The organism is Nocardia sp. NPDC005825 (assembly GCF_040630175.1).
Taxonomy (GTDB): domain Bacteria; phylum Actinomycetota; class Actinomycetes; order Mycobacteriales; family Mycobacteriaceae; genus Nocardia.
In genome coordinates, this window is the sequence record NZ_JBEXXC010000002.1 from 524,223 (window position 1) to 549,956 (window position 25,734).

At 67.8% G+C, this 25,734-nt stretch carries 25 protein-coding genes; 12 read left to right on the forward strand and 13 right to left on the reverse strand.

All coding sequences use genetic code 11. From position 1 onward, the window contains the following. Positions 1 to 457: 457 nt before the first annotated feature. From ABZ382_RS07070 to ABZ382_RS07080, 3 genes are all read left to right on the forward strand, one after another. The gene (locus ABZ382_RS07070; RefSeq protein WP_357085258.1) at positions 458 to 1,831 is read left to right on the forward strand and encodes a hypothetical protein; all 1,374 of its coding nucleotides are present in this window, start codon (positions 458 to 460) and stop codon (positions 1,829 to 1,831) included. Positions 1,832 to 1,856: 25 nt separating this feature from the next. Then, positions 1,857 to 2,357 carry a hypothetical protein gene (locus tag ABZ382_RS07075; RefSeq protein WP_357085260.1) on the forward strand — a complete coding sequence of 167 codons (501 nt, stop codon included), beginning with the start codon at positions 1,857 to 1,859 and terminating at the stop codon, positions 2,355 to 2,357. A gap of 185 nt (positions 2,358 to 2,542) precedes the next feature. After that, the gene (locus tag ABZ382_RS07080) at positions 2,543 to 4,972 is read left to right on the forward strand and encodes an arylsulfatase (protein WP_357085262.1); all 2,430 of its coding nucleotides are present in this window, start codon (positions 2,543 to 2,545) and stop codon (positions 4,970 to 4,972) included. A gap of 35 nt (positions 4,973 to 5,007) precedes the next feature. On the opposite strand, the gene ABZ382_RS07085 is transcribed toward ABZ382_RS07080, so the two are convergent. Together ABZ382_RS07085 and ABZ382_RS07090 are read right to left on the reverse strand one after the other, a co-directional pair. Beyond that, on the reverse strand, positions 5,008 to 5,868 hold the full coding sequence (locus ABZ382_RS07085; RefSeq protein ID WP_357085264.1) for a putative protein N(5)-glutamine methyltransferase: 861 nt from the start codon (positions 5,866 to 5,868) through the stop codon (positions 5,008 to 5,010). Between the two features lie 55 nt (positions 5,869 to 5,923). Beyond that, positions 5,924 to 6,784 carry a YdcF family protein gene (locus tag ABZ382_RS07090; RefSeq protein ID WP_357085266.1) on the reverse strand — a complete coding sequence of 287 codons (861 nt, stop codon included), beginning with the start codon at positions 6,782 to 6,784 and terminating at the stop codon, positions 5,924 to 5,926. A 284-nt stretch (positions 6,785 to 7,068) separates the two neighbouring features. Here ABZ382_RS07090 and ABZ382_RS07095 point away from each other — a divergent pair, with 284 nt between their 5' ends. Further along, positions 7,069 to 7,917 carry a bifunctional 5,10-methylenetetrahydrofolate dehydrogenase/5,10-methenyltetrahydrofolate cyclohydrolase gene (locus ABZ382_RS07095; protein WP_357085267.1) on the forward strand — a complete coding sequence of 283 codons (849 nt, stop codon included), beginning with the start codon at positions 7,069 to 7,071 and terminating at the stop codon, positions 7,915 to 7,917. Positions 7,918 to 8,017: 100 nt separating this feature from the next. Here the strand turns inward: ABZ382_RS07095 and ABZ382_RS07100 are convergent, their stop codons facing one another. After that, positions 8,018 to 8,764 (reverse strand): L,D-transpeptidase, encoded by a 747-nt coding sequence (locus tag ABZ382_RS07100; protein WP_357085269.1) that lies wholly within the window; start codon positions 8,762 to 8,764, stop codon positions 8,018 to 8,020. Positions 8,765 to 8,991: 227 nt separating this feature from the next. Then, positions 8,992 to 9,630, reverse strand: a complete 639-nt coding sequence (locus tag ABZ382_RS07105) for a cyclodeaminase/cyclohydrolase family protein (RefSeq protein ID WP_357085271.1) — start codon at positions 9,628 to 9,630, stop codon at positions 8,992 to 8,994. A 169-nt stretch (positions 9,631 to 9,799) separates the two neighbouring features. On the opposite strand from ABZ382_RS07105, the gene ABZ382_RS07110 reads away from it, so the two are divergent. Further along, positions 9,800 to 10,837: an LLM class F420-dependent oxidoreductase gene (locus ABZ382_RS07110; RefSeq protein ID WP_357085273.1), complete on the forward strand. Its 1,038-nt coding sequence runs from the start codon at positions 9,800 to 9,802 to the stop codon at positions 10,835 to 10,837. Positions 10,838 to 10,939: 102 nt separating this feature from the next. Here the strand turns inward: ABZ382_RS07110 and ABZ382_RS07115 are convergent, their stop codons facing one another. From ABZ382_RS07115 to ABZ382_RS07145, 7 genes are all read right to left on the reverse strand, one after another. Then, positions 10,940 to 11,269: an STAS domain-containing protein gene (locus ABZ382_RS07115; RefSeq protein WP_357085912.1), complete on the reverse strand. Its 330-nt coding sequence runs from the start codon at positions 11,267 to 11,269 to the stop codon at positions 10,940 to 10,942. Positions 11,270 to 11,417: 148 nt separating this feature from the next. Beyond that, positions 11,418 to 13,727, reverse strand: a complete 2,310-nt coding sequence (locus tag ABZ382_RS07120) for a SpoIIE family protein phosphatase (protein WP_357085275.1) — start codon at positions 13,725 to 13,727, stop codon at positions 11,418 to 11,420. 7 nt (positions 13,728 to 13,734) lie between these two features. Then, positions 13,735 to 14,388, reverse strand: a complete 654-nt coding sequence (locus ABZ382_RS07125; RefSeq protein ID WP_357085277.1) for a SpoIIE family protein phosphatase — start codon at positions 14,386 to 14,388, stop codon at positions 13,735 to 13,737. Continuing rightward, positions 14,381 to 14,794, reverse strand: a complete 414-nt coding sequence (locus ABZ382_RS07130; protein WP_357085914.1) for an ATP-binding protein — start codon at positions 14,792 to 14,794, stop codon at positions 14,381 to 14,383. The genes ABZ382_RS07125 and ABZ382_RS07130 overlap by 8 nt, the downstream gene beginning before the upstream one ends. Next, positions 14,784 to 15,173 carry an STAS domain-containing protein gene (locus ABZ382_RS07135; protein ID WP_357085279.1) on the reverse strand — a complete coding sequence of 130 codons (390 nt, stop codon included), beginning with the start codon at positions 15,171 to 15,173 and terminating at the stop codon, positions 14,784 to 14,786. Before ABZ382_RS07135 ends, ABZ382_RS07130 begins: the two co-directional genes overlap by 11 nt. 14 nt (positions 15,174 to 15,187) lie before the next feature. Then, a complete protein-coding gene (locus ABZ382_RS07140; RefSeq protein ID WP_354832015.1) occupies positions 15,188 to 16,081 on the reverse strand; it encodes an STAS domain-containing protein in 894 nt (297 codons plus the stop codon). A gap of 165 nt (positions 16,082 to 16,246) precedes the next feature. After that, positions 16,247 to 16,747, reverse strand: coding sequence for a MarR family transcriptional regulator (locus ABZ382_RS07145; protein ID WP_357085281.1), 501 nt, complete (start codon positions 16,745 to 16,747; stop codon positions 16,247 to 16,249). A 237-nt stretch (positions 16,748 to 16,984) separates the two neighbouring features. Here ABZ382_RS07145 and ABZ382_RS07150 point away from each other — a divergent pair, with 237 nt between their 5' ends. The 3 genes from ABZ382_RS07150 to ABZ382_RS07160 all read left to right on the forward strand — a co-directional run bounded on the left by ABZ382_RS07150 (position 16,985) and on the right by ABZ382_RS07160 (position 19,952). Beyond that, entirely contained in the window at positions 16,985 to 18,661 is a 1,677-nt protein-coding gene (locus ABZ382_RS07150; protein WP_357085283.1) for a fumarate hydratase, read from the forward strand. A gap of 191 nt (positions 18,662 to 18,852) precedes the next feature. Then, positions 18,853 to 19,281: a M15 family metallopeptidase gene (locus ABZ382_RS07155; RefSeq protein ID WP_357085917.1), complete on the forward strand. Its 429-nt coding sequence runs from the start codon at positions 18,853 to 18,855 to the stop codon at positions 19,279 to 19,281. An 89-nt stretch (positions 19,282 to 19,370) separates the two neighbouring features. Next, complete coding sequence (locus ABZ382_RS07160; RefSeq protein WP_357085285.1) at positions 19,371 to 19,952, forward strand: M15 family metallopeptidase; 582 nt, start codon at positions 19,371 to 19,373, stop codon at positions 19,950 to 19,952. A 4-nt stretch (positions 19,953 to 19,956) separates the two neighbouring features. On the opposite strand, the gene ABZ382_RS07165 is transcribed toward ABZ382_RS07160, so the two are convergent. Further along, positions 19,957 to 20,907, reverse strand: a complete 951-nt coding sequence (locus tag ABZ382_RS07165; RefSeq protein WP_357085287.1) for an alpha/beta hydrolase — start codon at positions 20,905 to 20,907, stop codon at positions 19,957 to 19,959. Positions 20,908 to 20,922: 15 nt separating this feature from the next. Between ABZ382_RS07165 and sigJ the strand changes: the two genes are divergently transcribed. Both sigJ and ABZ382_RS07175 read left to right on the forward strand, forming a co-directional pair. Further along, positions 20,923 to 21,810 (forward strand): RNA polymerase sigma factor SigJ, encoded by an 888-nt coding sequence (gene sigJ / locus ABZ382_RS07170; protein ID WP_357085289.1) that lies wholly within the window; start codon positions 20,923 to 20,925, stop codon positions 21,808 to 21,810. Between the two features lie 133 nt (positions 21,811 to 21,943). After that, positions 21,944 to 22,141 carry a hypothetical protein gene (locus ABZ382_RS07175; RefSeq protein ID WP_357085919.1) on the forward strand — a complete coding sequence of 66 codons (198 nt, stop codon included), beginning with the start codon at positions 21,944 to 21,946 and terminating at the stop codon, positions 22,139 to 22,141. Between the two features lie 133 nt (positions 22,142 to 22,274). On the opposite strand, the gene ABZ382_RS07180 is transcribed toward ABZ382_RS07175, so the two are convergent. Then, positions 22,275 to 22,568, reverse strand: a complete 294-nt coding sequence (locus ABZ382_RS07180) for a hypothetical protein (RefSeq protein WP_357085291.1) — start codon at positions 22,566 to 22,568, stop codon at positions 22,275 to 22,277. A 304-nt stretch (positions 22,569 to 22,872) separates the two neighbouring features. Here ABZ382_RS07180 and ABZ382_RS07185 point away from each other — a divergent pair, with 304 nt between their 5' ends. Both ABZ382_RS07185 and ABZ382_RS07190 read left to right on the forward strand, forming a co-directional pair. Then, a complete protein-coding gene (locus tag ABZ382_RS07185; RefSeq protein ID WP_357085292.1) occupies positions 22,873 to 23,217 on the forward strand; it encodes a hypothetical protein in 345 nt (114 codons plus the stop codon). A 163-nt stretch (positions 23,218 to 23,380) separates the two neighbouring features. After that, positions 23,381 to 25,666: a tetratricopeptide repeat protein gene (locus ABZ382_RS07190; RefSeq protein ID WP_357085294.1), complete on the forward strand. Its 2,286-nt coding sequence runs from the start codon at positions 23,381 to 23,383 to the stop codon at positions 25,664 to 25,666. Positions 25,667 to 25,734 lie beyond the last annotated feature (68 nt).

Sequence of the window (25,734 nt, forward strand, 5' to 3'; positions counted from 1 at the left end):
TCGGTGCGTCCCGAAACACCTTCCACCGCAATGGCGTGACCGTCGAGTCCGCCGCACCGAGTGAGCGCACATGAACGACCACCAGCCCCCACAGCGCCCCGCGGGCCCGCCCCCGCTCCCCGGCGGCGACGCGGCCCCGCACACCGCCGAACCCCGCCAGTGGACCCCTCCCGTCCCGGCCCACCCCGGCGGCGACGCGGCGACCCCCTCCGCGCCTCCGCCGCTCCCGGGCGCCGCACAGCCCGGACGGACGACGCCACCGCCGCTGCCCGTCGCGGGAAACCCTGTGCCGCCCCCGCTTCCGCCGCACGGCGCGACCGGTGCCCCGCCCATGCCTCAGGGTGCTGCGATGCCGCCGCGCGGCGCTGTCGCCCCTCCGCCGTTGCCGGGGACAGCGGGATCCCCTGTGCCACCGCCGCTTCCGAGTTCGGGAGCCGGCCACGGTGGAGTTCCGCCGATGGCCCAGGGGGGAGCGGTGCCGCCGCCGCTGCCGGGTGGATTCGCGCCCCATGCGCCGATGCGGGCTCCGATGGGGGCGATGCCGCAGCCGATGGTTGTGGCTCCGGTATTCATTCCGGGGGCGAGCGAGCCCGAGCACGGGGTGGGAGCTCCTGGGCCGCAGGCGCAGCCGGTGGCGCCGGATCGAGCCATGTTGCACGGCACCGAGATGACTCGGACCTATCCGTGTTCGGCGTGTGGTGCGCAGTTGGTGTTCGATCCGGCGGGGCAGGATCTGTTGTGCCCCAGCTGCGGGAATCGGTCGCCGGTGACCGCGCCGAACGTGCCGGTGCAGGCTCGGGAATTGGCGCCCGCGATGGCGGCGCTGCGCGAGTTGCAGGGGCAGGCGTCGGGGCCGCAGGTGACCGGCGAGTGGGAGGTGAAGTGCCAGAACTGCGGTGGGACCACGGGATTCAACGGGAGTCTGACCGCCACTCGATGCCCCTACTGCGCCACCCCGATTCAGCGCGATGACGTGCACAACGCGCCCGCTCGGCTGCCGGTGGACGGTGTCGTGCCGTTCCTGGTGGGGGAGAAGCAGGCTCGGGAACTGGTCGAGAAGTGGGTGTCGAAGCGGTGGTTCGCGCCGTCGAACTTCCGGAAGTACCGGCGGATCGGGGCCTTCTCGAGTCTGTACACCGCGTACTTCACCTATGACGCGGATACCGCGAGCTGGTATCAGGGTGAGCGCGGCGACGACTATCAGGTGCGGGTCGGGACCGACGAGGACGGCGATCCGATCTACGAGACCCACACGCGATGGCATCCGGTGGCCGGTGAGGTCGGCAACGAGTTCGCCGACCTGCCGGTGCTGGCCAACGAGAATCTGAACCGGGACCGGATCCGGTCGCTGGAGCCGTGGCCGGTGGAGCAGGCGCGCGCCTACTCGCCGGAGTTCGTGGCCGGGCACCTGTGCCGCACCTACGACAAGGACGCCGAGGAGTCGTTCCCGGAGGCGCAGCAGCGGATCGAGTCGGCCATCGAGTCGAGCGTGCGCTCCGACATCGGCGGCGACCACCAGCGCATCCACGAGCTGAACACCAACTGGAACTGGCTGGCGTACAAGCATGTGCTGCTGCCGATCTGGCTGCTCACGGTCGTCTACATGGACAAGACCTATCAGGTGTACATCAACGGCCTGACCGGGCAGGTGTCCGGTGACCGGCCGTGGAGCAAGGCGAAGATCATCGCCGCGATCCTGGCCGTGCTGGCGGTGATCGTCGCGGTGGTGGTGGCGTTCGCCGTGGCGCGTGGACATCACACGCCCACCCGTCATCCGAACGGGCCGAGCCACTCCACCGTCGTGCCCACGCGCCCCACCACCCATCGATGACTCACCGAGCAGAGCGGAACCGACCGTGTTGATCTTCCTAGCCATCGCGCTGATCCTGATCGCCGCCGTGGCCGGTGGCATCGTCCTGGTGTCGCGCGGTCAGCGGGCCTCGACCGCCATCGCCAACCAGGTGGTGCCGGGCACGCCGACCCGGGCCCCGGCCTCGTGGGCGGGCTCGCACGACCCGGAGCCGCGCCTGCACCGTCGCCTGCGCGACGCCATCCGGGCCCTGCACACCGCCGACACCCTCGACGACGCCACCACCATCGTGCTGCGCGCCGAACTCGAGCAGGCCGCACTCGCTTGGGACGACCGTCTGGTCGCCATGGCGGCCCTGCCCGCCGCCGCCCTGACCGAGCAGCGGGCGACCGCCACCCAGGCCGTCGAATCCATCGAAGCCGCGGTGGCGCAATATGTTTCGGCCGCCACCCAGCGCACCGCCGCCGAGGTCTCCGCGGGGCTGACGGCGGCGCGGGCGCAACTCGAGATCCAGGCCGAGATCCGCAAATCCCTCGAGGCGGGCTGAAACCGAGGACACACCGGGTTTCCCAGTTGACCGCGCTGTCACAGGACCGCCCGGTGTGCCTCGCGCGTTTGCTTCCGATTCGTCTCTAGCCTGCAGTAATGCAGCCGAGTGATGAGGATCAGAACCCAGAGGTCCGATCTGGCCGCGAGACCGAGGCTCCGGGCGCCAAAGTGTCCAGGCGCGGGATGCTGCGGGGTATCGCGGCGGCCGGGGCGGGCGCCGCGGTCGCAGGCCCGCTGCTCGCCGCCTGCGGCAACTCGAACAGCGACGGGCCACCCGGATACGGGACCGGGATCAACGACGGCTTCGACGGCAAGATCGAACTCGACGTCCGCGACTCCACACCGGACTGGAAGCCGTTCGAGCTGAAGAAGGCTCCGGATGGCGCGCCCAACATCCTGGTGATCCTGTTCGACGACACCGGTCTGGCGTCCTGGTCGCCGTACGGCGGGCGGATCAACATGCCGACCCTGCAGAAGCTGGCCGACAACGGCCTGACCTACACCCAGTGGCACACCACCGCCCTGTGCTCGCCCACTCGGTCCTGCTTCCTCACCGGCCGCAACCATCACGTCAACCGTTTCGCGTCGATCACCGAGGGCTCCACCGGATTCCCCGGCTCGGCCGCGCGGCTGCCGGCCCAATGCGCCACGATCGGGCAGGTCCTGCAGGACAACGGCTACAGCACCTTCTGGCTCGGCAAGGAACACAACGTGCCGATAGAAGACGTCTCCAGCGGTGGCAGCAAATCGGAATGGCCGCTGCAGAAAGGGTACGACCGGTTCTACGGTTTCCTCGGCGGCGAAACCAACCAGTGGTACCCGGACCTGGTCGAGGACAACCGGTTCATCGACCAGCCCTACAGCCCCGAGCAGGGCTATCACCTGTCGAAGGACCTCGCCGACAACGCGCTCCGCATGCTGCGCGACCAGCGGTCGACCAATCCGTCGAAGCCCTGGTACATGTGGTTCTGCCCGGGCGCGAATCATGCGCCGCACCAGGTTCCGACCGAATGGGCCGACAAATACAAGGGCAAGTTCGACGACGGCTACGAGGCCTACCGCGACTGGGTGCTGGCCCGGATGATCGACAAGGGCATCATGCCCAAGGGCACGGCGATGACCCCGATCAACCCGTTACCCGAGGACGTGGCGGTTCCCGCGGACGCGATGCGGCCGTGGAACACCCTCAATGCCGACGAGAAGCGTCTGTTCTCCCGCATGGCCGAAGTGTTCGCCGGATTCTCCGAATACACCGACATGCAGATCGGGCGCATCATCGACTATCTGGAGCGGACCGGCCAGATGGACAACACCATCATCTTCTACTGTGCGGACAACGGCGCTTCCGGCGAGGGATCCCCGAACGGCTCGGTGAACGAGAACAAATTCTTCAACGGCTATCCCGACGATCTCGCCGAGAACATGGCGCTGCTCGACCAGCTGGGCACCCCGGCCACCTACAACCACTACCCGACCGGCTGGGCGGTGGCGTTCTCCACCCCTTTCAAGATGTTCAAGCGCTATTCGGAGTACTCCGGCGGCACCTGCGACCCGCTGATCATCCACTGGCCCAAAGGAATCAAGGCCAAGGGGCAGATCCGGCACCAATATCATCACGCGATCGACATCACGCCCACGATCCTGGATGTCATCGGGCTGGAGATGCCGAAGGAAAACCGCGGTGTCAAGCAGTACCCGATCAACGGTGTCTCGATGCGGTACACCTTCGACAACGCCGACGCACCCACCACCCGAAAACGCCAGTACTACGAGATGCTGGGCACCCGCGGTATCTGGGAGAACGGCTGGCGGGCCTCGGCGCTGCACGCGCCGATCAGCGACAAGGGGCACTTCGACCAGGACAAGTGGGAGCTGTACCACGTCGACGAGGACCGCTCGGAATCGAAGAACCTCGCCGATCAGCACCCGGACAAGCTGAAGGAGCTGATCGCGGCCTGGGACGAGGAGGCCAGGGACAACTTCGTCCTGCCCCTCGACGATCGCACCGCGACCGAACTCCTGGCCGTCGAGCGGCCGAATCCGGAGCCGCCCCGCGACACCTATATCTACTACCCCGATGCCGCGCCCATTCCCGAGGCCATCGCGGTGAATATCCGCGGCAAGTCCTACAAGATCGTCGCCGATGTCGATCTCACCCCGCAGTCCGAAGGGGTGATCTTCGCGCACGGTTCTCGGTTCGGTGGGCATGTGCTGTTCGTCAAGGACGGTGTGCTGCACTACGTCTACAACTTCCTCGGCATCCCGCCCGAGCAGGATTTCGTCTCACCACCGCTGCCGACGGGCAAACACACCGTGGGCATGGAATTCGTGCGGGACAAGGCCGGCCAGTACGGCGAATCCTTGGGCACCACAACGCTCTACGTCGACGACAAGCCGGTCGCGACCGGACCGATGCGGGCCCAGATCGGCACCTTCACCCTGACCGGCGACGGGCTCTGCGTCGGTTACGACAGCGGGGACAACGTCTCCCAGCAGTACCGGCACCCGGGGACGTTCACCGACGGCACCGTTTACGGAGTCATCGTGAGCGTCGGCAAGGAGTCCTACAGCGACCTGCAGCGGGACGCGGCCAGAGCATTCGAGACCGACTGAGCGACGAACGGATCCGGGCCGAACCACACCACCGGCTAGCGTCTCATGGCCGGATCGGTTGCCGAACGCGGTGCCCGGGTGCCGATCACCACGGTGGCGCCCATGTCTTCGCACTCCGCGATTCGAGCGGTGAGGCCATGCTCTCGCATGATCACCGCGGCGGCCGGAGCCTGCTCCTCGCTCTCCTCGACCAGTAGATGGCCGCCGGGAGCGAGCCAGTCGCGCGCGACGGTCGCGATGCGTCGCAGGACATCCAGCCCGTCCTCGCCGCCGTCCAGGGCCCGGCGAGGTTCGTGATCCCGGGCTTCCGGCGGCATCCCGGCGATGTGCTCGGAGGGCACGTAGGGCGTGTTCGCGAGCAGGATGTGGACGCGCCCACGAAGATCCGAGGGGACCGCGTTGAAGAGGTCGCCTTCGACCACGCGTGCGCCGACCGTCGCGAGGTTCTCCCGCGCGCAGTCCACGGCCGCCGGTTCGATATCGGATGCGGTGAGGTCGACCCGAATCCCTTGCTCCGCGAGCTCTCTCAGGAAGGACATGCCGAGCGCCCCACAGCCGCAACACATATCGAGCGCGATCAGCGGCTCGTCGGCAGCGGCGCCGGCTCGGTCGGATCGGATGACGGTGCGGCCCAGGGCTACTGCCTGTTCGACCAGGAAGCCGGTGCGCTGACGGGGCACGAAGACACCCGGGGCGACGGCTACGTGGAGGCCGCGGAACTCGGCCCAGCCGAGGAGGTGTTCGAGGGGGAATCCCGCGATGCGTTGGGTGACAAGCGCTTCCAGGTGGTCGGCGTCGGTCGCCGCGTCGAGCAGGAGGGCCGCTTCGTCCTCGGCGAAGACGCAACCGGCCGCACGCAGGCGTGCGACCAGGGTGTCGGTGTCGGAAGCGGGCACCGCGTCATTGTGCACGTCCGGACCCGCGGTGCGCGAGCGGGTCCGGACGGGAAGGTCAGCGTTCGGTGGGGATGCGCAGGGTCCGGGTGGTGTCGAGGTAGATGCCGCGCTGGCCGCTGCGGGCGGGCGGGGGCAGCTGGGAGACGAGCTGCTCGAGGGAGGTGGTGGCGCCGACGACCGGCATGCCCGCGACGATGAAGTCGGCGACCGCGCGGCGGATGTGGTTGGGGGAGGTGACCACGATGGCGCTGGTCGCGCCCGCGTCGCGCAGCATCTGCACGCCGAACAGCGCGTTCTGGACCGTGGAGCCGGCGCGGTGGTCGGTGAGGATGCGGTTGGCGGGGATGCCGTGGCCGATCAGCCAGCCCTGCATGGCCGCCGCCTCGGTGATGCCGTTCTGCGGATTGCCGCCGGTCACCAGGATGGGGGAGAAGGGGGAGGCGAGGGCCTGCAGCCAGGCGGCCTGGAGGCGGTTCACCAGCTCGGGGCGCATGGCCCCGTCGGGGAGCAGGCCGTAGCCGAGCACCGCGATGCCGGTCTGCGGGCCCGCGATGGCCGGGATCGGGTTGGGCAGGGTGCCGACGGCGGCGCCGATGGCGCGGAACAGGTTCCGGGTGCCGTCGGCGAGTCGCCCGTCGACGCCGTTGAGGCGGTTCATCGCCAGCTCGCGGGTGATGATGTCGCCGCTGTAGTCCGACCAGATCGCCTGCAGGGCCAGCGCCTGCGCGTCATCCGGTGATTCACTGAGCAATTGGCGCAGGTCGGACAGACCGGCCGCCTCGTTGCCGCTGGTGAAGTTGTCCTGTGCGGAGTTGAACAGCGCCGCGGGATCCGCGTGCGCGGTGCCGGTGCCGAGGATGGCGATGGTCGCGGCCGCTGCCGCGAGCAGGGTGGGAAAGCGCCTGGCGATCTGCACTGCTGTCGACCTTTCGGAGGGTGTCACGCATGCGTTTGCTGGCAAATCCATGGAGTAGCTAGTTATTGGCCCAGTGCTGGATGGAGACACGATACGACTGAACACGGCGGTTGTCGGGTATTTGCCCATATGAAGTCGCGAGTTCGGTTCCGTCGCGGGGCCGGGACGCGCCGGCCGCGCTCCGGACAATGCGGACGCAGCGGACCGGACAGGCCGACGTTCCGGACGGACATTGCGGACACGCGGGACGGGGCCGGTCCCGACGCGGGATAAGCTGTGCACCCGTGGATACGACTTCGCTCATCGGCAAGGAACTCGCCGCCGCCATCAACGCCGACACCAAGCAGCGCGCCGCCGCCCTCGCCGAGCAGGGCGCCGCACCGCGCCTGGCGCTCGTGATCCCGAACGACGACCCGGCCAGCGCCTGGTACGTGAAGTCGCTCAACCGCGCCGCCGAGCGCAATGGAATCGCCTGCGAGAACATCGATCTCGGCGTCGACGCCACCGCGGAGGAGATCCGCGCCAAGCTCACCGAGCTGTCCGGGGACACCTCGGTCGACGCGATCATGCTGCAGACCCCGCTGCCCAAGGGCGTCGGCCTCGACGACGTCAGCTCCGCCATCGCCGCGGGCAAGGACGTCGACGGCGTGAGCCCGCTGTCGCTGGGCCTGCTCGCCGCGGGTCTGCCGGGCTTCCCGCCCGCCACCTCCGAGGCGGTCGTGGAACTGGCCAAGTTCCATCAGGTGCCGCTGGAAGGCCGGCACGTCGCGGTGGTCGGGCGCTCGAACGTGGTCGGCAAGCCGCTGCTGCAGCTGCTGCTGGCCGAGAACGCGACCGTCACCATCGCGCACTCCCGCACCACCGACCTGCCGGCCGTCACCTCGGCCGCGGATGTCGTGGTCGCCGCGGTCGGCCGCGCGGGCCTGATCACCGCCGACCACGTTCGCGAGGGCGCGGTCGTCATCGACGTCGGCACCAACGAGGACGACAACGGCAATATCACCGGCGACGTGAACGCCGAGTCGGTCACCGGCAAGGCCGCGGCCCTGAGCCCGGTCCCCGGCGGCGTCGGCCCGGTCACCACCGCGCTGCTCATGCGCCACGTGGTCCAGGCCGCCGAATCCGGTCGCTGATCCCGGACCGCGCAGACAGAAATAAGGGAGCGCTCAGCGCGGGAATCGGGCCGATTCCACGCGCCGAGCGCTCCCTGAACTCGTTTCTAGAGGTGGCGCCTCACCAGTGGGTGGTGACGGGGTCGCCGATGGAGACGTTGTCGTAGTACCACTCGGCGTCGGCGGGTGCGAGGTTGATGCAGCCGTGGCTGACGTTCGAGTTGCCCTGCGAGTCCACCGACCAGGGGGCGGAGTGGACGTACACGCCGCCGGAGGTCAGCCGTTCGGCGAACTCACCGGTGATCAGATAGCCCTCGGGATCGTTGAGCGGGATGCCGATGGTCCGCGAGTCGAAGGTGACCGAGCGCTCGCGCGACATCACCGGGAAGGTGCCGACCGGGGTCTCACGGCCCGGCTTGCCCATGGAGGCGGGCATCGTGCGGGCCACGCCGTTGACCCACACCGTGAACGTGTGCGCCGACATGTCGGCGTCCGCGGTGGTGCCGCCATTGGTCTGGAACTTGATCTGATCGCGACCCGCCGAGACCGTGATCGGCGAGGACACGGGGAGATATCGCGTGGGGGTCCACACCAGTTGCCGGTCGTCGAGCCAGGAGAACTGTCCCGCGAGGGAATTCTCGGCCTTCACGTCGACCGAGCGTTCGGCCTTGGCGCGGTCGGTGACGGCGTCCGCGAACTGGACGGTCACGGGAGCCGCGATACCGACCACCTGGCCGGGGCCCGGCGAGATCGCCTGGACCGCTGGGAGATTGGATGCCGGTAGGGCCGCGCCGGCGGCTCCGGAACCGAACGCGGCCGCCGCGGCGACAAGGCTTGCGACGAACAGAGAGCGAATCGCTTTCCGCATTCTTCCGTCCCTTCGAGAGGGTGTGGGGCTTGGTTACTCAGATTAGAACTTGATCTTGAGTTCCATCCGGAAATGTTTCCGGTTCGTGACAATTGTACCGGCGTGGGTATTTTGTCGTTTTCGGGTAGGCGGGTAGTGGGAGGCTCGGGAGCAACCGCGCAGGTGGCGCAACGAAACGGTGCCCCGTTCCGATTCGGAACGGGGCACCGCGAGGCGGAATCGCGTGATCAGCGGGTGATGGCCGCCACAACGTCGTCGTGCAGCGCATCGGCGCGCGCGATGACTTCCTCGATCTGCTTCAACACCGGAGCGAACTCCGCGCCCGCGCCCGCGTCCAGCGAAGCCACATTGATCGCGATGTTCAGCTGCGAGCTGGCGGCCGCCGAGCGGGCGCAGTCGGCCGCCGCGCCGATATCGGTCACCACATTGGGGTTGCCGATGGGCAGCAGTTCCGTTGCGAGGGAGACGATCTCGTCGGCCTCGGCGACCACGGCGGCCGGCACCCGGGCGGCCTGCAGCAGCGCGGCGGTGATCGCCTCGCCGCGGGCGGCCTGCTCGGCCTCGGACTCCTTGGGCAGCTTGTAGGCCGCGCCGACCGCGGTGAAGGCGGCCGCGTCGGCGTCGGCCAGCGCCAGCGAGCGCTCCCTTGCGATGTCGGCCGCGGCGATGATCCGGTCGATGACCGGGCGATTGTCGGCGTCCTTGGCGCGGGTGGTGTAGCGCGCCACCATGGCCACCAGGGCCGCGCCCTGGGCCGCGTGCAGTGCCGCGACCGCGCCGCCGCCGGGCGCGGGCACCTTGGCGGCCAGCTGGTCCAGGTACCCCCGCAGTGTCGAGTCACCGAACGTGGTGGTGTCCTGAGTCATGCGGGGTGGCCTCCCTTGGCAGTCCTGCTGGTATTACCCGGAATTCGGGTGATTTCGCCGCCTACGCTACCGGCCGCCGCGCCGCCGCCGGCAACCCGCCCGCTGTCACTTCGCCAATACGGCGACCCGCCCGCAGTAGGTATGCAAATAGTTGGGTATTGTCCGGATCATGCGTATCGGACTGTCGATCAATTACACCGACGGCTTCAAGGAGATCGCCGCCGAGGTCGCCGACCTCGAACGGGCGGGCCTGGACATCGTGTTCGTGCCCGAGGCGTATTCGTTCGACGCGGTGAGCGCGCTGGGCTACCTGGCCGCGAAGACCGAGCGGGTGCAGCTGGCCTCGGGCATCCTGCAGCTCTACACCCGTACCCCCACGCTGACCGCCATGACCGCGGCCGGCCTGGACTACGTCTCCGACGGCCGCTACATCCTCGGCCTGGGCGCCTCGGGCCCGCAGGTGATCGAGGGCTTCCACGGCCTGCCCTACGACGCGCCGATCGGCCGCACCCGCGAGGTGCTCGAGATCTGCCGCAAGGTGTGGAAGCGCGAGCGCCTGGAATACAACGGCAAGTACTACAACATCCCGCTGCCCGAGGGCGAGGGCACCGGGCTGGGCAAGCCGCTCAAGCTGATCAATCACCCTGTGCGCGACAACATTCCGGTGTTGCTGGCCGCGCTCGGCCCGAAGAACGTCGAGCTGGCCGCGGAGATGGCCGAGGGCTGGCAGCCGATCTTCTTCCTGCCGGAGAAGGCCGACGCGGTCTGGGGCGACTCGGTGAAAGCCGGTCTGGCCAAGCGTGATCCGGCCCTGGGCGACCTCGACATCTACGCCGGTCCGGCCCTGGCCATCGGCGACAATGTGGACGGCTGGCGCGACGGCATCAAGCCGCACCTGGCCCTCTACATCGGCGGCATGGGCGCCAAGGGCAAGAACTTCTACCACGCGCTGGCCACCAAGTACGGCTACGGCGCCGAGGCGGACCGCATCCAGGAGCTGTACCTGGCGGGCCGCAAGGAAGAGGCCGCCAAGGTGGTGCCGGACGATCTGGTCCGCGACATCAACCTGATCGGCTCGGCCGGGTTCGTGAAGGAGCGGGTCGCCGCGTTCCGCGAGGCCGGTGTCACCGTCCTCAATGTGGTGCCGATGGCGGGCACCCCCGCCGAGCGCGTGAAGCTCATCGAGCAGCTGCGCGAGCTCCTCTGACAGCTCCGTGTGAACAATGAAGCCGAGTCCGGGTGATCCGGACTCGGCTTCGTCGTTTCGTCGGAGGGGTGCGCCCGCGCCACACACGCCGGGCGCACCGGCTCAGCGCAGCGAACCCAGCGCGTCGTCGAGGGTGGAATGCAGCGAGAACACCTGGTCCAGGCTGGTCATCTTCAGCTGACGGCTGGTGGCGGGCCCGTCTGCCACCACGACCAGGCGGGTACCGCCCGCCCGCTTGTGCACGCTGACCAGGGTCGCCATCCCCGCCGAGGCGAGGAAGCTGACGGCGGTCAGGTCGATCACGAGGGCGGCGGGCTCGGTGGCCAGGGCGGCGTCGAGGGCGCTCTCCAGAGCGGAGGCGGTCGCCAGGTCGACTTCGCCGGTCACGGTGAGGACGGTGGCCTCGTCGGTGCGGGTGACCGAGGTGGTCATCGTTTCGGCGAAGGGGTGGCCGTCTGCGGAATTAGTGGTCACGTTGTTCAAATCTGCCATGATCCGTCCGTTCGTGCTGCATCGTTTGCCACATCGGCACTGGCTCGCAGGTGGGCCGCCTGCCGAAGGCGTGACGGCAGGCCCTGATTCACATTCTCCCGGCCGCGGAGAAGGACGCGGCCACGAGTCTCACCGACATCCGGACCAGGGTGCCCGGGCCGGAATGGTCGATGTCGAGCTGATCGGTGAGCGCCCGCATCATGGCGATCCCGCGGCCGCGGTTGCCCGGATCCGCGGGCAGCGGCCGCCACACGCCGGTATCGGACACCTCGATGGTGAGGGTGTCCACCCCGCAGTCGGCGCTCAGCCGCACCCGGCCGGGCTCACCGCCCAGATACGCGTGCTCGATGCTGTTGCTGCACGCCTCGTTTGCCGCGGACACCAGATCCACGGCCAGATCGTGCGGCACGGCCGCGGCGGTCAGCCAGGACCGCAGCGCGCGCCGCAGATGCGACAGTTCCCGGGCGTCGGCGGGCACGTCCAGGCGCAGCGGGGCGGGCGGCTGCCGGTACACCACCATGGCGACATCGTCGTCGTAGCCCCCGGTGGGACGCAGGCGCGAGAGCACCGAATCGGCCACCTCGCGCGGCAATTGCGCTGCCACGCGCGACAATTCGTCTGCCAGTTCCACGAAGCGGTCGTCGATGTCGACGCCGCGCTGCTCCACCAGGCCGTCGGTGAACAGCACCAGCGTCGCGCCGGGCGCCATGGCGGTGGTGGCTTCCGGGCGACGCGGAATGTCGAAGGTGGCCAAGGGGAACGCGCGCCCGCCCTCCAGCAGCCGGCCCTGTTTGCCGGGCTCGGCCAGCACCGGCGGCATGTGCCCGGCATTGGAGTAGCGCACCAGCCCGCGCACCGGATCCAGGATGGCCGCGCACACCGTCGTGCACATGGCCCCCGGAATCCGGGCGGCCACGGTGTCGAGTTCGGCCAGCAGCTGCGCCGGGCCCGCGCCGCGCAGGAGCAGGGCTCGTGCGGCCGTGCGCAATTGGCCCATCACCACCGCCGCCGACAGACCGCGTCCGACGCAGTCGCCGACCACCACGCCGATCGCGCCGTCCTCCAGGCGCACCACGTCGTACCAGTCGCCGCCGATCTCGAGCGGCGGCAGCGCGGGCTCGTAGTGCACCGAGAACCGCGGCGGCAGTTCGATCGGGCCGAGCATGGCGCGTTGCAGGGTCAGCGAGGTGGAGCGGGCCTGGTCGAAGTTGCGAGCCCGCTGCACCGCCAGGCTCAGATGCCCGATCAGCAGCGAGAACAGCGCCCAGTCGCCGGGCGTGATCACCCGCGGCGCGGAGAAGCGCAGCCACAGTGCCGAATCCCCGCTCTCGCCCAGCGGCGCGACGATGCCCTCGGAGCTGGACACGTCCTCGGGAATCGCGAACATGCTGCGGCCGGGCTGCAATCGGGCGCGGTCGAGCAGGGCGCGGGCACGGGCGTCGAGCACGCGGCGCGACTCGGCGCCGCCGATCGGTTCGGCGTCGCCGCTGCCGCGCAGTCGGATGGGCTGGGTGATGTGCGGGGCCAGGCCTGTGGCGGTGTACTGATTGTCCTCGGACACATACAGTTCCGGCCCGGTGTGGTGATTGGGCCACACCGACACCACCGCGGCTTCCGCGCCGACCGCGCGGCGCAGCTCCTCGAGTCCGACGGTGAGCACCTCGACCACGCTGGTGGCCGCGCCGACCGCCGTGGCCAGCCGCGACACCGCCTGATCGCGGGCCTGGGCATCGTGCTCGGCGGTGACGTCACGCAGTGTGCCGACGAAAACCCGTTCCCCGTTCTCGGGTTTCACCAGGGAGGACGTCGACACCGCCAGCCACAGTTGCCGTCCGTCCCGATGCCGGATGGGCATCACGAACCGGGCGGCCTCGGTGCCCAGGTCCGGGTAGCGCGGTGACTCGGGGTCGGTCCAGGGGTGGGGGAGCGGGTACGGGATGCCGTCGGGGCCGTAGCCGGTGAGCGCGCCGAACGCCGAATTGACCTCGATCAGTGTGCCTTCGGCGTCGACGACGAAGAACCCGTCCTGCAGCGACTCCACCAGCGCGGTCCGGAAGGCGTCGCGGCCCGCGAGATCGTCGGCGCGCGACCGCTGTTGCTCGTAGCGGCGGGTGCCGTCGAGGAAGCCGCGGGTGGCCACGTCGAGCGCCGCCATGGTCTGGAGCAGGAACTCCAGGGCGGCCTCACCGCGATCGGTGCCGTCGGGCGCGGGACCCAGCCCCTCCTGTTCGAGCAGCCGGTAGTGGTGCTCGGTCAGATCGAGGATGCTCACCCCCTCCACCAGCGCGCGGCGGCCGAGCTCGTAGCCCTCGGCCAGGGTGTTCTGATCGGGGGCGCGCAGGTGCAGTCGCAGCGCGGCGGCGTACGCCTCGCGGAAAGCGGCCAGTACCGCGCTCACTACGGCCTCATGGCTTCACACTCGGAATGGGTTGGGAGGGATGGGATTGCCCGCGGTGGCGGGCCGCCAGCACCAGCGCGTCGTCGGTGTCCTTGGCGTGGCGGGCCAGGATCTCGGCGGTGATCTCCGAGGTCGGCTTGGACAGGTCGACGGCGTCGGCGAAGCTCGAGGTGATGCCGTCGGTCGACATCAGCAGCAGGTCGCCTGGACGCACCGGCACCGTCTGCGGTTGCAGGTTCGGCGGCAGCAGATAGCCGACGATGCCGCCCGAGAGCAGGACCGTCGCCCGGATGGCGGGCTTGCCGGGAGCCGCGGCCACGATGCGGGATTCGACATTGCCGACCCCGAGCCAGTGCACCCGGTCGCGAGAATCGAACAGCGCCAACGAGACCGCCGCGCCGCGGGTGTCGCTCATGGCCCGGTGGCACAGCAGCATCAGCACGTCCAAGGGCTCGGCGCGGTTCTCGGCGAGCACCTGCGCGGCTCGGTCCGAGGCGTCCGCCGCGGCCGCGCCGTGACCGAGACCGTCCAGCACGGCGAAGAGCACGGAACCGCCGCCCGCGTCCAGCACCACCGAGCGGTCGCCCGAAACCCGTTGCCCGGGAAGGGCGCGTCCGGCGACGGCCCATTCGACCGCGCCGACGTAACCGTCCTCACGCACCGTTGGGCACCCACTTCCACATCTCGACGAGGGTGCCCTGGCCGGGCTGGGAGTTGATGACCATGCCGTCCATCAGGCGTCGTGAGCCCGGAAGGCCCAGGCCCAGACCGCGTCCGGTGGAATAGCCGTCCTCCATGGCACGTGGAATGTCGGGAATGCCGGGACCATTGTCCTTGGCCTGCACCACCATCGAGCGCCGGCCGTCGCGATCCTGCACGGCCAGCCGGATCTCCCCGGTGCCGGCGTAGCTGGTGATATTGCGCGCCACTTCGGAAATGGCCGTCGCGATCATGGTGCGATCGGAGAGCGAGAAGCCGAGTTTGGCAGCCAACTCCAGCCCCGCTTGCCGAGCGGTCACGATGTCGTTGGACACGGTCACCGCGATCACCACGTCGTCAGCGGCCACGATCACGACCGTCTCGTTGGCCTCTGCCCTTGATCTTGTCGTTCAGCCAGAACAAGCCCTCTTCGAGGTCCAGTGCGGTGTGCATGCCCTCGAAGGTGAGTCCCAATTGCACCATGGCGAAAGCGACTTCGGGTTGCAGGCCGACGATGACCGTCTCCGCGCCGCGCAGCTTGGTCATGTGGGCGATGGTACGCAGCGATCTGGCGGCAAAGGAGTCCATTACGTCGATTGCGGTGACATCGACGATGATGCCCTGTGCGCGATATCTGCTGACGTAGGTCATCAGATCGTCTTGCAGGCGTTCTGTATCGGCATCGGTGAGCGCTGATTGCACCGACGCGATGAGATAGGTGCCCTGCTTAAGAATGGGTACCGGCATGTGCCCCGCCCTGGTTACCGTCCGTCGCGATCGGTGACGCGCGACACCTCGTAGCCGAGCAGCCGCTCCGCTTCTTCGATGCCACCCTGGAGGTCACCGACGGCATTCATCTTCGACAGATCCAGGCCGATGGTGACCAGGGTAAGCGCGATCTCCGACGACAGGCCGGTAATGATGACATTGGCGCCCATCAGGCCCGACGCGTCGACGGTCTGCACCAGGTGGTTGGCCACCGTGGAGTCGATCGCGGGCACACCGGTGATGTCGATGACGACGACCTTGGCGCGGTTGGCGCGAATGGCGCGCAGCAGCTGCTCGGTGAGCTGCCGGGCGCGCTGCGAGTCCAGCACACCGATGATGGGGAGGATGAGCAGCTGCTCACGCACCTGGAGCACCGGGGTGGACAGCTCGCGAATCGCCTCCTGCTGTTGGCGGATGACGCGTTCGCGCTCCTGCACGAAGGACACGGCCACGGTGTTGGCGATCCGGTTCGCGGCCGGTTCGTAGGCGTCGAGAACCAGCTTGAGCAGCTCGAAGTCGGACTGGTACTTCTCGAAGAGGCTGCGCGCCAGCACGTCTCGCAGCAGGAGCACGATGCCGACGACCTCGTCGGTCTCGACGCCTCGGGGGATGATGCGTTCGGACAGGTCGCGCGCGTAGGCCTGCAGCGCCTCGACGCTACCGGTCTCGAGCACCTCGACGTAGTTGTCGTAGACCGAGGTCGCTTCGGAGAAGATCTCCTCGGGGGTCATGGCGGTGAGCAGCTGGGCATCGGTGATGCGACGGGCCCACTCCTCGCGAAGTTCGGTGCGGTTCTGCCGCAGGTGCTCGACGAGCTGCGGGAGCAGATTGTCGACGGAACCCGCGGGCAGCGAATCCGCCGAGAGACCGATGGACACGTCGGACATGGAAACTCCTGCCCCTTTCGCTAAGGCCAGGTCGGGTGCTCACTTCCACGACCGTAGCCAGCCGTGTGCTCGGTGCCGACCCACATGGGAAGCCGGTGCCGAGCCTAGTCTTACCCACTACCCGATGGGTGCCAAACCAAACCGAGGTGGGCAGGCGATTTCGGGTCAGGTGTGCCGCTCACGGGTCTCGGCCCGGCCGAGTGAGGGTTCGGCGCCGCGATGATGGGCCAGCAAGGTGTCGTAAATGTCGGCCAGCGCGGCCAGCTGGCCACGATCGAGCACATCCACCATGTGGCGGCGAACACTGTCCACGTGCGCGGGCGCGGCCGAATCGAGCACATGCACACCCTTGTCGGTGAGCACCGCCGCGGTGCGGCGCGCGTCGTCGGGAATCGACTCCCGCGCCACCAGCCCGCGCTTCTCCATCCGGGTGATCTGATGCGACAACCGGCTCTGCGACCACTCCAGCACGGCCGCCAGCTCGGCGAAGGACCGGCGGTGATCCGGGGTGTCGGCCAGCCTGGCCAGCACGGTGTACTCCACGTAGGTCAGATTGGATTCGCGTAGGGAATCGCGCCCGACCGCGGCGGCGATCAGATCGCGGGTGAACACGAATCCGAGCCACGCGCGCATCTCGACATCATCGAGCCAACGGGTCTGCGCCACAGTTCCACTCCCGGGTTCCGCCACCATGCCAAGTCCTCCCCGCCGCCGACAAGCACATCATGGACAGGTAACACCTGCTCGGTTGAAGGTGCAACCTGTACCTGACGGTGGTGCGGCGCACACCTCCCGGCCGCGCAATCTATACCTGTCGGCGGGGGCTCGCCGGGTGCTGGATAGAGTCACTGTGCTTGAACCGTCGGCTGACCAGCCCCCAGCCCTGCTCGAGGAGTCCGATTCGTGACCGCGCCTGATTTCCTGTACTCGGATCTGCTGCCCATCGGTAAGGACGACACGCCGTACCGGCTGCTCACCACCGAGGGCGTGAGCACGTTCGAGGCGAACGGGCGCACCTTCCTGCAGGTCGAGCCCGAGGTGCTGCGGATGCTGACCGCGGAGGCGATGCACGACATCAGCCACTACCTGCGGCCCGCGCACCTCGCGCAGCTGCGCAAGATCATCGACGATCCCGAGTCCAGCGGCAACGACCGGTTCGTGGCGTTGGATCTGCTGAAGAACGTCAATATCTCCGCGGGCGGGATCCTGCCCATGTGCCAGGACACCGGCACCGCGATCGTGATGGGCAAGAAGTCCGAGGGCGTGCTCACCGGAGTCGATGACGCGGAATGGATTTCGCGCGGCGTGTTCGACGCGTACACCAAGCTGAACCTGCGCTACTCGCAGCTCGCGCCCATCAATATGTGGGACGAGAAGAACACCGGCAACAACCTGCCCGCGCAGATCGAGCTGTACTCCAACCAGGGTGATCCCGCGCAGCCGTCGTACAAGTTCCTGTACATGGCCAAGGGTGGTGGCTCGGCCAACAAGTCGTTCCTGTACCAGGAGACCAAGGCGATCCTGAACCCCGATCGCATGCTGGAGTTCCTGGACGAGAAGATCCGCTCGCTGGGCACCGCGGCCTGCCCGCCGTACCACCTGGCGGTCGTGATCGGCGGCACCTCGGCCGAATTCGCGCTGAAGACGGCCAAGTACGCCTCCGCGCACTACCTGGACAACATGCCGACCGAGGGTTCGATGGCCGCGCACGGCTTCCGCGACCTCGAGCTCGAGGAGCAGGTCTTCAAGCTGACCCAGTCCTTCGGCATCGGCGCGCAGTTCGGCGGCAAGTACTTCTGCCACGACGTGCGTGTCATCCGCCTGCCCCGCCACGGCGCGTCCTGCCCGGTCGCGATCGCCGTGTCCTGTTCGGCGGACCGTCAGGCGCTGGCCAAGATCACCCCCGAGGGCGTGTTCCTCGAGCAGCTGGAACGCGAACCGGCGCAGTACCTTCCGGAGCAGACCGACGCCATCCTCGGCGGCGACGTCGTCAAGATCGACCTGAACCGGCCGATGTCGGAGATCCGCGACGAGCTCTCCAAGTACCCGGTCAAGACCCGCCTGTCGCTGACCGGCCCGCTGGTCGTGGCCCGCGACATCGCGCACGCCAAGATCAAGGAGCGCCTGGACGCGGGCGAGCCCATGCCGCAGTACATGCGCGACATGGCCGTCTACTACGCCGGTCCGGCCAAGACCCCCGACGGCTACGCCTCCGGCTCGTTCGGCCCCACCACCGCGGGCCGCATGGACTCCTACGTCGACCAGTTCCAGGCCGCTGGCGGCTCGCACGTCATGCTGGCCAAGGGCAACCGCTCCGCGCAGGTCACCAAGGCGTGCAAGGAGCACGGCGGCTTCTACCTCGGCTCCATCGGCGGCCCCGCCGCGCGCCTGGCGCTGGACTGCATCAAGTCCGTCGAGGTCCTCGAATACCCTGAGCTCGGCATGGAAGCCGTGTGGAAGATCGAGGTCGAGGACTTCCCCGCCTTCATCGTCGTCGACGACAAGGGCAACGACTTCTTCGCCGAGACCTCGAAGCCGATCGCGCTGCGCGTGCGCGAGCGCTCCAAGGAGCGCGTCTGATCCCAGGAGGCAGGCGGATGCGGTATTCGGACAACCTTGCGCCCCGGCGGAACACCGCCGGGCGCACAGCCACCGCACCCGCCGCCCTCGGGCCCCGATCCATCCGGCGCGGGGCCACCCTGCTCGGGTGCGCCGCCGCACTGACGGTGGCGGTGCTGACCCCGGCGGTCGCCCGTGCCGCCCCTGACGACATGACCTCTCCCGCAGGCGTTGTCGCGTCGTCCACCGCGCCGGTCGCGGCGGAGACCGACGGTCTCGATCCGCTGCTCGCGTTCGCCTACCGGCTCGCCCAGGGCGAGGCCCAGGCGCAGGGCGTGCCGTTGTGGATCGTGTCGGGCTATCGGACGCCCGCCGAGCAGGAAGCGTTGTGGGAGGACGGAATTCGGACCTATGGGAGTCCGGACGCCGCGCGCCGGTGGGTGCTGCCGCCGAACGAGTCCACACACGTGAGCGGGCAGGCCATCGATGTCGGGCCGCGCGAGGGCGCGGCATGGCTGGAAGCCAACGGGAACCGCTGGGGCCTGTGCCGGATGTACGACAACGAGTGGTGGCATTTCGAGCTTGCCACGGTCCCCGGCTTCGGCTGCCCCGCCCGACTACCCGACGCGAGTCAACGCTGATCAGTGAAATCGGTTGGCGGGCACCGAAAACCGTGAACCGACCGGACCGGTTTCCGGTATACCCGATCCTGAACATCGAACCTGGAGGCGTGCGGATGCGACTGGCCGGTCCTGACCCTGTCCAGCGGCGGCGCCCCACCGGATCCCGCCGTGCGGCTGCCCTGGCCGTGCTCGCCGGCGCGGGACTGGTCGGCGGCTCGGTCACGGTGGTGACCGCCACCCGCGCTGCCGCCGAACAACTTCCGGACCAGGCTGCCCCCGAATCCATCCCGTCCGCCAAGGCCATCGCCTCAGGCACCGACGGCCTCGACCCCCACTTAGCCGCCGCCTACGCCGCCGCAGCCGCCGAAGCCAACGCCGAAGGCGTCACCCTCTGGATCACCTCCGGCTACCGCACTCCCGGCGAACAGGAAGCCCTCTGGGAGGACGGCTTACAGACCTACGGCAGCCCCGAGGCGGCCCGGCGCTGGGTGCTCCCCCCGAACGAATCCACCCACGTGAGCGGCCAGGCCATCGACGTAGGCCCGATCGAAGGCGCGCAATGGCTGGAGGCCAACGGCTCCCACTGGGGCCTGTGCCGCATGTACGACAACGAATGGTGGCACTTCGAACTCGCCACCACCCCCAACACCCCCTGCCCCGCCCGCCTCCCCGACGCCAGCGAACGCTGATTCGTCATAACGGGCATCGATGCGATGCACGGTCCACATGGCTGCGGTGCCAGCGGTCGATGGCATCGGCCACGAGCTGCGGGTTGTCGGCCATCGGAAAGTGCAGCCCCCAGGGCACGGTGACCCTGGTCAGGCCCGGGAACAGACGCCGCCAACGGCGAACGAAGAAGAAGTAGTCGCCGAGTCGGCCGAATACCGTCATCATCGGTCGGCCGGCCAGCGCGGTGACTGTGCTTTCTGCGCGTGTCGCGGTGGCGCGGTCGCGGGTCGCGTCGCGAAACATTCGGTGCAAGAACCGGCGACGGTCGCGGTCGTGCAGACCACGTCGCCACGCAGTCTTACGGGTGCGGTTCCATTGTCTGCCGACACCGAACCTTGTCCCACTCGCCCAGGCGAGCAACCCGAGCCATGCGTTGACCTCCCGCATCAGCTCCGAGCCGAAGAATCGCAGTGCGAGCCACAGCATGCCGCGGGGCCGCCAGCCGAAGGTGTTCATGGCGACCAGTGCGGCCACGCGGTCGACTCGATCGTGTACAGCGGCGAGTGTGGCCAGGCCCCCGAGGTCGTGTACGACCAGTGTCACGGCGTCGAGGTCGAGATGGTCGATGAATGATGTGATCGTGTGCGCGGCCGATGCCACTGTGGCCTCGCCGGGATCAGAGAGTCCCGTTCCAGGCAGATCGAGGGTCACGCACCGGTACCGGTCCTCGAGGTGGCTGATCAGATCGGCCCACAGCAGCGACCAGAGTCCGGCGTGGACCATGAGCAGGACCGGACGGTCACCGCCGGTATCGGTGTAGACGACGCGGCGCCCGTCGAGATCGAACGCGTACAGCGGGTGGGGCCAATCCTGCGTGGTAAGCCAGTCAGGCCGAGTGGGTTTGGTAGTAAGGGTCATATCTCTGAGGACGTGTCGGCGCGGTCGTGTGTGACGGTCACACTTCACCAGGCTCATTCGTCGGAGGTATGTATGAGCGACATCATCGAGCAGGCTTGGCACCTGCACCGGCGGCGGGTGCTCGACGTCTCCTACCGCATGCTCGGTACCCTCGTCGACGCCGAAGACGCCGTGCAGGAGACCTTCGCCAGACTCACCCGCCACGGCTGCGAGGGCATCGACGATGTCGAGGGCTGGCTGGTCACCGTCGCGGGCCGAGTCTGCCTCGACCGGCTGCGCGCCGACCGCACCCGGGCCCGCTACGTCGGGCCGTGGCTGCCCGAACCGCTCGTCGAGCCGGCCGGCACCGATCTCGACCCAGCGGATCAGGTCACCCTCGACGACAGCGTGCGCCTGGCGCTTGTGGCGGCGCTGCACGTCCTCAGCCCCGCCGAACGTGTCGCGTTCGTGCTCCACGATGTCTTCGGAGTGAGCTTCGAGGAGATCGCTGGGGTGGTCGGCCGCTCACCGGCCGCGGCCCGGAAGCTGGCCAGTCGTGCTCGAGCCGCGCTGCGCGACAACCCTGAGCCGCGGTTCGAGGTCTCACCGGTACAGGCGCGCGCCGTTGCCGAGAGATTTGCACACGCCTGCACCACCGGCGACCTGGCGGCACTGATGGAGGTACTCGCTCACGACGTGGTCGGCGAATTCGACTCCGGCGGGCGAGTCGCCGGCGCCCCCCTCGGACCACTGGTCGGCGCCGAGCTGGTCGGCGTCACGCTCGCCAGAACACTATTCGGAGCGGGCGCCGACTTCCGGGTCGTGTCGGTGAACGGCGAGCCAGGGGTGGTCGTGTCACTGGTGGGCCGAGTCATGGTCGTGATCGCGTTGGAGTCCCATGACAACCACGTGGTCGCGATCCGCGCCATCGGCAATCCCGACAAGCTCGCACGCCTCAATGCTCGCTGGAACGAGACATGAACGCTGCTGCCGCCGAAGCGATCGCAGCCGACTTCGTGCCGCCCGAACCGGGTATGTGGTATCTCCAGGTCACGCGGACCAACGCCGCGGGTAACGAACCGCTGGTGACGCTCTCTGAGCTGTTCAACGATGCATCGAGTTTCGGAAGATCCAGCGATTTCCGGATGGTCGCACAGGACTCGCTGGAGGATCCATCGATACCGAACTCACGCGGTTGGACGAGGAGCCGGTCCCCAGCATGGATGAACTCTCGAACGACCCGAGCCTCCAAGCTGTTCGGATACCTCCTGCGGCGTTCCAAACGGAGTGGCTGGTTGTCGGCGGTTGGTGACTGAACGCGAACATCGTCAACTGCTGAATGCTGCGCTGACCGGACTGTCCAGCGCGGGAAGCGTGGAAGATCAACGGGCAAGGGACATCTGAGTCTGCCGACTGCACGTCGTCAGCACCCGGTAGGTGTGACTTCAGGCGTCGGGCGGGCTACCGAGCTGGTCGAGCGCCACCTCGTATCGGCCGACACCTATGCAGAGGTCGATCGTGGCGACCTGGCGGTCTCGGTCGATGCTCACAAGGTCGCACGTGAGTTCCAAGGGGATCGGATACGCGGCGTCGCGAGTCAGTTGGTCGTACTCCAGGAATTCGGGCACCTTCGCGACGAAACCGGCGGTGCTTCCGTCCGCCTGCTGGAACTGAGCCTCGATCCACCCCGGAAAATGATCGTCTTCGTACCGAACTGCAACTGCCTTCAGGTATGTCATCGTGTGAAGGATCTTCTCACCATGCCGTCGCACCCGCGGGTCGGATTGGTGGCACATGGGCAAGGACGTCCTGACATACCGCTGATCGCTCGATTCAGGACGGCCACGGCGTCCGCCGGTAGTACAGGGAGTGTCTGTCGTTTCGAATCATCTTGAATCGAGTGAGATTAGCCTTGTAGCAATAGGAATGGTCGGCGCGAACAGGAGACATCCGGTGGCTTCGACGGGATTTGTACTCGTACGCGTCGGGCTGCCGACAGCGGCAGTGGCAGCGGTCGGCACAGGCACAGCGGTCGCTGTGAACATGGCCACTGATGGCGCGGCGAAATGGTGGTGGTGGCTGGTGGTCGTTGGGCTGACCGTGACCGGGTTCGCCGCGTCGCTATGGCAGCTTCGACGACAAGCCGACGGTCCGGTTTCGCCGGCCATCGCCGCGACAGGGGAGCGCAGTGTGGCCCTACGCGGGAACGCGACCGGTTCCATCAGCACAGGCAATACCGGTACTCCGCCGGTGACAGTGGCAACGAACAGCCCAGGGACGAACGGTAATTTGCCCACGCCCGGTTCGGTGACCGCGGCAGGTACGCGTTCGATCGTCGTCGAGGGCGACACGGGTGGCGACATATCGACGGGCGACCACTACAACTAGCGAATCTGACGTGTCGTGGTTTACAGGGAAACACCCGAACAACCAGCTATCACAACCTCCTTCGCTCGATCAGGAGGTGGGCGTACACGCTTCTGGTGCCCGGTCGGTCGCGATCGGCGCGGGATCTGCGGTTGGGCCTGTACAAACCGGTGACGGTGCTCGCGTGGTCAATCTGCCGCTCGAAGCCCTGCGACCGATCGCCGAGATCGACGCTCCACCGGGAATCGATAATCTGCCGGTGCAGCCAACACATTTCGTCGGCCGTGAGCGTGAACTCGAACGGCTGGATGCCGCGCTGTTGGTGTCGGGTCCAGTGCTGGTGCAGGCCGTGCACGGCTTGGGTGGGATCGGTAAGACAACGCTGGTGGCTCAGTGGGCAGCCACGCGCGATCATGGACACGCACCCCTGCGATGGATCACCGCCGACACCGCCGCCAGCGTCGAGCGCGGATTGGCAGAGTTCGCGACAGCGCTGCAGCCCGTGCTGGCGCAAGCGCTGACGGTGGCACAGCTTGCCGACCGCGCCCTGCAATGGCTGTCCACCCACCACGATTGGCTGGTGGTGCTCGACAACGTCGAGAACCACAGCGACATCGCCGATATTCTGGCCCGCGCTCACAGCGGCAGAATCCTCATCACCAGTCGCCGCGCGACCGGCTGGCAGACCGCGACCACGATCGTCAGGATCGATGTTCTGGACCCGGACGAATCGGTCGCCTTGCTCATCGACACGATGACTATCGACGGGCCTCGAAACTCCGATGGGGACTCCGAGCTGTGCGCGGCTTTGGGCCATCTGCCGTTGGCCATCGATCAGGCTGGCGCCTACCTTGCGCAAAACCCGCTGCTCACACCCCGCGACTATCTCACCATGCTGTCCCTGTATCCCGCCGAGATGTTCCAGCACGGCGCCGAAGTAACCGATCCTCAACGCACGATCGCCCGCATCTGGCAGGTGACCGTCGACAAAGTGACGACCGCTCACCCTGCCGCTATCGACGTCCTTCGAAGGCTGGCCTGGTTCGCCCCCGACGACATTCCCGTCAACCTGTTCGCCGGACTGGCCGCTCCACCCGCACTCCACGCCGCGATCGGTGCGCTCGCCGCCTACAACATGATCTCTGTCCATTCGGGCTCAGCCAGCGTGTCGATCCACCGGCTCGTGCAAGCAGTCGCCCGCACCCCGGACATCGACAATCTGCACGACTCGGAGGCTGCGCTCGAACGAGCGCATGCCGATGCGGCCGCTGTCTTGCTTCGCGCGCTACCCGGACACCCGCACCCGAGCACATGGGCTACCTGGCGACGCTTGCTGCCGCACGTCGACACACTCATCGCTCACCACGACCACCACAACAACGCGAACCTTCTGGCAACCACCACCGACATCCTGAACCTGACCGGGCAGTTTCTCGACGACCAGGGCTCACACAACCAAGCCATCGATTACATCCAACGCGCGCTCATCGATAGCGAGCGAGCAGTGGGCACCGACCACCCCCGCACCCTCACCACTCGAAACAACCTCGCCCTTGCCTATCGCTCTGTCGGGCGGTTCGCCGAAGCGATCCCGTTGTATGAACGCACGCTCGCCGACCGGGAGCGCGTCCTGGGCATCGACCATCTCGACACCCTCACCTCGCGCAACAATCTCGCCGATGCCTATCGCTCCGTCGGCAGGTTCGCCGAGGCGATTCCTCTCTACGAGCGGGCTCTTGCAGACAGCACCGAGGCCTTGGGCATAGAGCATCCCAGCATCGTCTCCTCGCGTAACAACCTCGCCGCGGCCTACGAGTCGACCGGACGCCTCACTGAAGCTATCGCGCTATTCGAGCTCACGATCGACGACAGCGAGCGGATTCTGGGCACCGACCACCCGACCATCCTCACCTCGCGTAACAACCTTGCTGCGGCTTACCAGTCCGCGGGCCGACTTGCCGAAGCCGTTCAACTGTTCGAGCTCACCTTGGATGCCCGAGAACGCATTCTGGGCGTCGACCATCCCGACACCCTCACCTCGCGCAACAACCTTGCTGCGGCTTACCAGTCCGCGGGCCGACTTGCCGAAGCCGTTCAACTGTTCGAGCTCACCTTGGATGCCCGAGAACGCATTCAGGGCATCGACCACCCCCACACTCTCACCGCCCGAAATAATCTCGCCACCGCCTACCAGTCCTCAGGCCGGCTCACCGAAGCCCTTTCCCTCCTGGAATTGGCCATGACCGAGTGCGAACAGTTGCTGGGCGCTGACCACCCTGACACCTTTGTCGCCCGCTGCGTCCTCGCCGAAGGCTATGAGCGCGCAAATCGTCTGTCCGACGCCGGTCAACTCTATGAACGCGCCCTGGCAGACATCGAACCGGCCTTCGGCCCTGATCACCCCAGCACACTGTTCATTCGCAGTATCCTGGCCCGACTACGTGGTCAGGGACACCTCGCTGACGGGTGATGCGCTCAGATTCCAGCCAACGTGGGGTAGCCGAAAGACTCCCAGCTTCAACTAGCTCGCGTGAGCTG